The sequence below is a fragment of the Streptomyces milbemycinicus genome (assembly GCF_002154605.1).
GTDB classification, from domain to species: domain Bacteria; phylum Actinomycetota; class Actinomycetes; order Streptomycetales; family Streptomycetaceae; genus Streptomyces; species Streptomyces milbemycinicus.
In genome coordinates this window covers 1-7,308 of record NZ_MUNE01000720.1, presented here as the reverse complement: position 1 = coordinate 7,308, position 7,308 = coordinate 1, and the positions used below count along the sequence as shown (strand labels likewise).

The 7,308-nt window shown below is 72.3% G+C and carries 7 protein-coding genes; 4 read left to right on the top strand and 3 right to left on the bottom strand.

The window, feature by feature from the left end; translation table 11 throughout:
• A partial coding sequence (locus CCN51_RS43965) for a PspC domain-containing protein (protein WP_143676092.1) occupies nt 1–731 on the bottom strand: 731 nt, incomplete at its 3' end.
• Between the two features lie 151 nt (nt 732–882).
• On the opposite strand from CCN51_RS43965, the gene CCN51_RS43960 reads away from it, so the two are divergent.
• From CCN51_RS43960 to CCN51_RS43950, 3 genes are all read left to right on the top strand, one after another.
• Complete coding sequence (locus CCN51_RS43960; protein WP_043487057.1) at nt 883–2,634, top strand: serine/threonine-protein kinase; 1,752 nt, start codon at nt 883–885, stop codon at nt 2,632–2,634.
• Nucleotides 2,635–2,718: 84 nt separating this feature from the next.
• Entirely contained in the window at nt 2,719–3,990 is a 1,272-nt protein-coding gene (locus CCN51_RS43955) for an ATP-binding protein (RefSeq protein WP_014177374.1), read from the top strand.
• Nucleotides 3,987–4,718, top strand: coding sequence for a LuxR C-terminal-related transcriptional regulator (locus CCN51_RS43950; protein ID WP_014177373.1), 732 nt, complete (start codon nt 3,987–3,989; stop codon nt 4,716–4,718). The genes CCN51_RS43955 and CCN51_RS43950 overlap by 4 nt, the downstream gene beginning before the upstream one ends.
• 31 nt (nt 4,719–4,749) lie before the next feature.
• Here CCN51_RS43950 and CCN51_RS43945 read toward each other — a convergent pair whose 3' ends face one another.
• Nucleotides 4,750–5,451 carry an NAD(P)-dependent oxidoreductase gene (locus CCN51_RS43945; RefSeq protein ID WP_014177372.1) on the bottom strand — a complete coding sequence of 234 codons (702 nt, stop codon included), beginning with the start codon at nt 5,449–5,451 and terminating at the stop codon, nt 4,750–4,752.
• Between the two features lie 163 nt (nt 5,452–5,614).
• Here CCN51_RS43945 and CCN51_RS43940 point away from each other — a divergent pair, with 163 nt between their 5' ends.
• The gene (locus tag CCN51_RS43940) at nt 5,615–6,319 is read left to right on the top strand and encodes a TetR/AcrR family transcriptional regulator (protein ID WP_014177371.1); all 705 of its coding nucleotides are present in this window, start codon (nt 5,615–5,617) and stop codon (nt 6,317–6,319) included.
• A 13-nt stretch (nt 6,320–6,332) separates the two neighbouring features.
• Here CCN51_RS43940 and CCN51_RS43935 read toward each other — a convergent pair whose 3' ends face one another.
• The gene (locus CCN51_RS43935) at nt 6,333–6,971 is read right to left on the bottom strand and encodes a lipoprotein (RefSeq protein ID WP_238545394.1); all 639 of its coding nucleotides are present in this window, start codon (nt 6,969–6,971) and stop codon (nt 6,333–6,335) included.
• Between the last annotated feature and the right edge of the window lie 337 nt (nt 6,972–7,308).

Sequence of the window (7,308 nt, the reverse complement as noted above, 5' to 3'; positions counted from 1 at the left end):
CCAGGCGCCCTGCGGAGCCTGCGGAACGCCGCCCCCCGCCCGGCGGCCCCGCCGGCGTACGAGACGCCGTCCGAGCCGTCGTCGGGGCCCCACAGATAGCCCGTGTCCGCGCCGACCGGGCCCGTCGTACCGTCCTTGACGATCGGGTCCCGCCACCAGGACGGGTTGCCCCAGGCCGGCGGCGGGGCCTTGGTCTCGGGCGGCGCGTCGGCCACCGCCTGCGCCGTCGCCGGGTCCACCACGCCCCCGCTCTCCGCCTGGTGGCGGTGGCGGGACCAGGTACCGGCGCCGGCCGCGGCGATGGTCAGCATGATGGAGAAGAAGATCACGCTGCCGTTGTTGAGCATGGACAGGAACAGACCGCAGCCCACCAGCGCGCACAGCACCGCGGTGAGCGCCGGGCCCTCCACCCGGCCCGAGAGCAGCCTGCGGCCCTCGTTCTCCTCCTCGCCCTGGAGCGGGACCAGCAGCCAGCAGAAGCCGTACACGATCAGGCCCAGGCCGCCCGTGACGGCGAGCACCGACAGCACCACCCGGAAGATCACCGGGTCCACGTCGCAGAACCGGCCGAGCCCCCCGCACACACCCGAGATCATCTTCTGCTCGCGGCTGCGGCGCAGCGGCGCCCTCAACGGCGGCCGCGGATCACCGGATCCGGGCGCGCCGGAGCCGGGCACGCCGGAGCCGGGCGCGCCGGGGGGCGGATCCGTGACGGTGGGTGCATCGGTCATGCCCACCATGGTGACAAGCCGGCGGTTCGGGCGGCATCCGACCCAACCCTGGTCCTTCCCTGAGATCGTCCCTTAGACGACGGCGGCTATCGTGGCGCATCGAACATATGCGGGGGGACATGGCCAGCAGGGGGAGCGGGAGGGGCACACAGTGTCAGAAGAAGGGCGGCTGATCGCGGGGAGGTACCGGCTGGTCGAGCAGATCGGCCGAGGAGGCATGGGCACGGTTTGGCGTGCCCAGGACGAACTGCTGGACCGCCAGGTCGCGCTGAAGCAACTGCACATGTCGCCTCACCTCGCCGAGGAGGAGGTCGCCACCCTCTTCGAGCGCACCCGCCGCGAGGCGCGCAGCGCCGCCCGTATCGCGCACCCCAATGTCGTGGTCGTCCATGACGTGGTGGAGGACTCGGGGATGCCGTGCATCGTCATGGAGTACGTGCCCTCGACCACGCTGGGCGATCTGCTCAAGAGCGGCCGGACCGTCTCCCCCGACGAGGCGGCCAGGGTCGGCCGCGGCATGGTCGCCGCGCTGCGGGCCGCGCACGCGGCCGGGGTGCTGCACCGCGACGTCAAGCCCGGCAACGTCCTCCTCGGCGACGACGGCCGGGTCGTGCTCACCGACTTCGGCATCGCCATGGCCACCGGCACCTCCACGCTCACCAAGACCGGCGAGGTCGTCGGCTCCATCGACTACATCGCGCCCGAGCGGATCAGGGGCAAGACCCCGGGGCCCGCCTCGGACCTGTGGGCGCTGGGCGCGACGCTCTATCAGGCCATCGAGGGACGGCCGCCGTTCCGCAAGGCCACGCCGATCGAGACCGGGTACGCGATCGCCGTCGACCCGCTCGAGCCGCCGGTGCGGTCGGGGCCGCTGACGGGGCTGATCGAGGGGCTGCTGGCCAAGGAGCCCGAGGACCGGCCGTCGGCGGAGCAGATCGAGCGCGCGCTGCGCGGCCCGGCCGGGCTGCCCGAGACGACATCGATGCCAAGGCCCGACCCGGCGTCGGCCACCACCCCGGTGCCCAGGCCCGGCTTCGGCCCCGAGGACACGGCCACGCCCGTGTACGGGCACCCGGCGAACCCGTCCACCCCGTCCACCCCGTCCACGCCCGTGTACGGGCACCCCGCCACGTACGCCCCCACACCGCCGACTGCGCAACTGCCCACGCCGCCGCCCACGCACGTCCACGGCTCCGGCTTCCCGCCCGCCCCTGTGCCCGCCGCGCCGGGCCCCCCGCCGGGTGGCGGCCGGCGCCGCGGGCGTACGGCGCTGTGGAGCGCGTCGGTGGCCGTGGTGGCCGTGGTCGGGGTCGCGGCCGGGTTGTATCTGTCGGGCGTCGATTTCGGCGGGGGCAAGGACGACGGAGCGGGTTCCGGGACCCCCACGCCCACCGCAACGTCGTCGCCGACGTACAAGATCCCGGAGCTGCCCGACGGCTACCACCGGGAGGATCTGGCGGACTTCGGCGTCTCCCTCCCCGTACCGGACGACTGGAAGCGCCAGCCCGACTCCAGCTCGCAGGGCACGGTGGACGGTACCCAGGAGGTCAGGTTCCTGGACCCCAGCCAGAAGGTCAGGCTGATGGTCAACGTGCTGGACTGGGCAGGCCCGGACCATGTGAAGCACTTCGAGGGGCTGGAGACCGAGCTGAAGAAGGTTTACCCCGTCTACGAGCGGACGCGCATGGACAAGACGACGTACCGGAACCTGCCCGGGGCGATCTGGGAGTTCAAGTTCCAGGGGCGGGAGCGCATGTACCGCGCCATCGACCTCGGCTTCGGCGAGGAGGGCGGCAAGGCGTACGCGCTCTATCTGAGCGCGCCCGCGGACGAGTGGGACACGTATCTGCCGGTCTTCCGGAACGTCCGGGACGGCTTCAAGATCGAGGACAGTTCCTCCTAGGCTGAGGACGGTTCCTCATAGGTCGGGGAACGATCAGGGGGGACCCTGATACCCGGGCGGAGCCGTTCGTGTGACGATCGGAGCATGACCGCCGCCGCGCCCCCCGCCGCCGAGCCGCCCCCGCGCAAGCTGTACCGCAGCGCCGAGGGGCGGATGGTCGGCGGCGTGGCGCGCGGGCTGGCCGGCCATCTGGGGCTGCCGGTGTCCTGGGTGCGGTTCGTGTTCATCGCGCTGCTGATGGCCGAGGGCTTCGGCGCGCTGGTGTACGCGCTGTTCTGGTTCGTGGTGCCGCTGGGCTTCGGCGGCGTCGAGACCCCCCGCCCGGCATCCGAGCGGGGGGCCGACGGCGGGCGCCGCATCCTGTCCCGCAAACCGGACAAGGGGCAGGTCTTCGCGCTGCTCGCGCTGCTGGTCGGCATGGGCGTGTTCGTCGAGAACTTCCAGCTGGGCCGCGCCAACACCTACATCTGGCCGCTGCTGCTCATCGGCGCGGGCGTGGCCCTGGTCTGGCGCCAGGCGGACAACTCCCGGCGCGCCCAGTGGGTCGAGCTCAGCCGCCGCAAGCAGGTCCTGCCGATCGCGCGGGGCGCCGCCGGGGTGGTGCTGGTCGGCGCCGGGGTCACCGGCATCGTCGTACTGCAGGGCTCGGCCAAGCACCTGGGCGCGGTGCTGCAGGCCGCGCTCGCGGTGCTGGTGGGCATCGCGCTGCTGGCGGGCCCGTACCTGGTGCGGATGGCCCAGGACCTCTCGGAGGAGCGCCTGATGCGCATCCGCGCCCAGGAGCGGGCCGAGGTCGCCGCCCATGTCCACGACTCCGTGCTGCACACCCTGACCCTGATCCAGCGGAACGCGGAGGACCCCCGGGAGGTCGCCCGGCTGGCCCGGGCCCAGGAGCGCGAGCTGCGCGCCTGGCTGTACCGGCCGGAGGGCCGGGGCAAGGACGAGGCCGAGGAGCCGGACACGCTGGCGGAGGCGGTCAAGGCGGCCGCCGCGGAGGTCGAGGACCACCACGGCGTGCCGATCGAGGTGGTGGTCGTCGGCGACTGCCCGCTGGACGAGAAGCTGGCCGCGCAGCTGCAGGCAGCGCGCGAGGCGATGGTCAACGCCGCCAAGTACGGTGGCGACGGCGGGACCGTCCAGGTCTTCGCCGAGGTCGAGGGGGCCACGGTGTTCATCTCCGTACGGGACCGGGGGCCGGGCTTCGACCTGGACGCGGTGCCGGAGGACCGGATGGGCGTACGCGAGTCCATCATCGGCAGAATGCGACGGAACGGCGGCACGGCGCGGCTGAGGTCCGCGCCGGACGGGGGCACGGTAGTGGAGCTGGAGATGGAGAGGGCGGCGACGACGACATGACCGACGCGAGCGGGGCGAGCCAGCCGGCGGACGGAGCGGCGAGCGGGGCGGCGGAGGAGACGGCACAGCGCCGGGTGCGGGTCGTCCTCGTCGACGACCACCGGATGTTCCGGACCGGCGTCCAGGCCGAGATCGGGGAGACGGCCCGTACGGGCGTCGAGGTGGTCGGGGAGGCGGCGGACGTCGACCAGGCCGTCACGGTGATCAGCGCCACCCGGCCGGAGGTCGTCCTCCTCGACGTCCACCTCCCCGGCGGCGGAGGCGTCGAGGTGCTGCGCCGCAGCGCGGCCCTGATGGCCGCCGCCGACCGGCCGGTGCGCTTCCTGGCGCTGTCGGTCTCGGACGCCGCCGAGGACGTCATCGGGGTGATCCGCGGCGGCGCCCGCGGCTATGTCACCAAGACCATCACCGGCACCGACCTGGTCGACGCGATCTTCCGGGTCTCCGAGGGCGACGCCGTCTTCTCGCCCCGCCTCGCCGGCTTCGTCCTCGACGCCTTCGCCTCCACGGACGCCCCGCCGGTGGACGAGGACCTCGACCGCCTCACCCAGCGCGAGCGCGAGGTGCTGCGGCTGATCGCCCGCGGGTACGCGTACAAGGAGATCGCCAAGCAGCTGTTCATCTCGGTGAAGACGGTGGAGAGCCATGTCTCGGCGGTGCTGCGCAAGCTCCAGCTCTCCAACCGCCACGAGCTGACCCGCTGGGCGACGGCCCGCCGCCTGGTCTGACCGCCGCCTGGTCTGATTCTCCGACCTGCGGCTAATAGCCGATCGTGAACCGCCGCTGGACGAACCGGGGCAGCTCGGCCTCGTCGACCAGCGCGACGGCGGCGTCCTCGATGGAGATCCGGCTGCGCCCCTCGGCGTCCAGGACCGGCTGGTCACCGCCGAGCCGGAAGCGGCCGGTGCGCTCGCCGGGGGCGATGTCCTCGGCCGGGCTGAAGTAGGTCCACAGCCGGTTCGAGGTGCGCAGCACGTTCAGCGCGTCCTGGTGGCCGCGGACCGCGGCGGCGTACTCCCTCGGCAGGCCGAGCGAGTCCAGCGCCGCGTACAGCTCCTCGTCGGAGTCGGCGCGCGTGACCCCTGGCCTGATCTCCAGGCTTCCCGCGCCGCCGATCACGATCAGCCGGGTCCTGGGGTGCCTCTCCAGGGCCTTCACCAGCACCTTGGCGGCCGTGGCGTAGACGGTCGGATCGGCGATCGAGCGCCGCACGGTGTCCGCCATGTCCTGGGCGGCGTTGCCCGGCTGGAAGCCGCTGATCAGGACGTCCAGACCGGGCAGGACGGCCGCCACGCTGTCGGGGTCGAGGACGTCGACGCTCTTCCACACCACGTGCTCGCGGTCCTCCTCGATACGGGAGGCGTCGCGGGTGAACGCGATGACGTCATGGCCCCGGCGGAGGGCTTCGGTGACGACGCGCTGTCCGATGTTGCCGGTGGCGCCAATGATTCCTATACGCATGAAAGCGAATCCCCAATGCAGGCAGGCGAGTTGGGCCGCACGGCGTGGATCCGGCGATCCGCACGGCATGATCTGTACGGCGCGATCTATACGGCGTGCGGCGACTATACGGCGTGAAGTTTTAATACGGCAACCAAGGATTGTGACGCTGTAGAGTGCTCCCGTGGGCACGACGACGGGACGCCGGGAGAGGCTGCGGGCCGAGACGACGGCCGAGATCAAGAAGGTCGCGCTCGGGCTGATGTCCTCGGGCGGGCCGGACGCGATCACCCTGCGCGCCATCGCCCGCGAGATGGGCATGACGGCCAACGCCATCTACGGCTACTTCGCCACCCGGGACGACCTGGTCACCACGCTGATCAGCGATGTGTACACCTCGCTCGCCGACGCCGTGGACGCCGCCCGGGACGCCCGCCCCGCCGACGACCCGGCCGGCCGCATCGCGGCCTGGGCGAACGCCTTCCGCGACTGGGCGCTCACCAACCCCGAGGGCTTCCGGCTGATCTACGGCGACCCCGTACCCGGCTACCAGGCGCCCGAGACCAGCGCCGCGCCCGAGGCCGAGCACCGTGTCTGCGCCGGGCTCACCGGCCTGGCCGCGGGGGCCTGGCCGCACGCCAAGGAGCTCTACCCGGAAGCCGAGTTCGAGTGGTCGGACTTCGACCCCAAGCTCGCGGCCGAGGTGCGCGAGGAGTTCCCCGGCCTGCCACCCGCGGCTGTGGCCATCGCGCTGCGCATCTGGGGCCATCTGCACGGCCTGGTCTCACTGGAGATCTACGGCCATATGCGCGTCCAGACCCCGCGCCCCGACAAGATCTACCGCGCGGAGCTGGCCCAGCTGATCCGCGGTCTGGGCCTGCCCGCGTAGCGGCGCGGCTCGGTCAGCCGCCGGCGCCTGCCATGGTCTGCTTGGCCAGCTCGTACGCGGGCAGCATGGCGTCGTGCTCACCGCTGTCGAGCCCGCCGAGGTGCAGTACGACGCCGCCCTTCGGGGTCACCACCGCGAGCGCCCGCTCCCGCTTGGACTCGTCCAGGTCGGGGTTGTCGAGGATGTAGCTGATCTCCGCGGCGGGCAGATCGCCAGCCTTCACATCGCTGTACTGGGCGTCGCGTACGCCCTTCTCCTCGGCCATGAACGCCTTCAGCAGCTGCCGGGGCTCGGTGCCGGCCGCGGCCTTGCCCTTGTCGCCGGTCCATACGCGCAGAAAGCCGATGTGCCCGGCGGGCTTCGCGTCGATCTCGCAGACGAGGGTCACCGGGCCTTGTGAGAGGAGGGTGGAGCCCAGCTCGGGGTCCGCCCCCGCCAGCTCCTTCACCGCCTCCGGCTTCCACGACTTGGCGAGGCTGAACCGCACCGGCAGCGCACACGCCGTGTCCCGGCCGCCGAGTTCGCCGCTCGCCGCCGCCACCTTGACGCCGCCCTTGCCGCTCTTGTCTCCCTTGTGGCTTTTATTGTCGTCGCCGGAGTCCGAGGAGCAGCCCGTCAGTGCCCCGAACATGCCGATCACGCCGATTGCCACTGCGGCCCCCACGGCTGCCCGACCAGGTATGCGCATCGCGCTGTTCCCCGCCTTCTCCACAGAAAAATCGAAAATTCGCCGCAGCATATCCGGAACGGAAGCCGGTTGACTGGGGGCGATGTGCCACCAACAAACCGCGGTGACGGCGACGAGAGGCTGTGGGGGGCATGGGCGGATCGGAGATGCCGGTTCCGGACGGTCCGTCAGCTGAGGGGCCGTTACCGGGCCCGTCCCGCGCACCGGACGGAGTCGCCCCGCCGGCGGCCGGGGACCCGGCGCATATCGGCTCGTTCCGGCTGGTCGGGCGGCTCGGCGCCGGGGGCATGGGGCGGGTGTA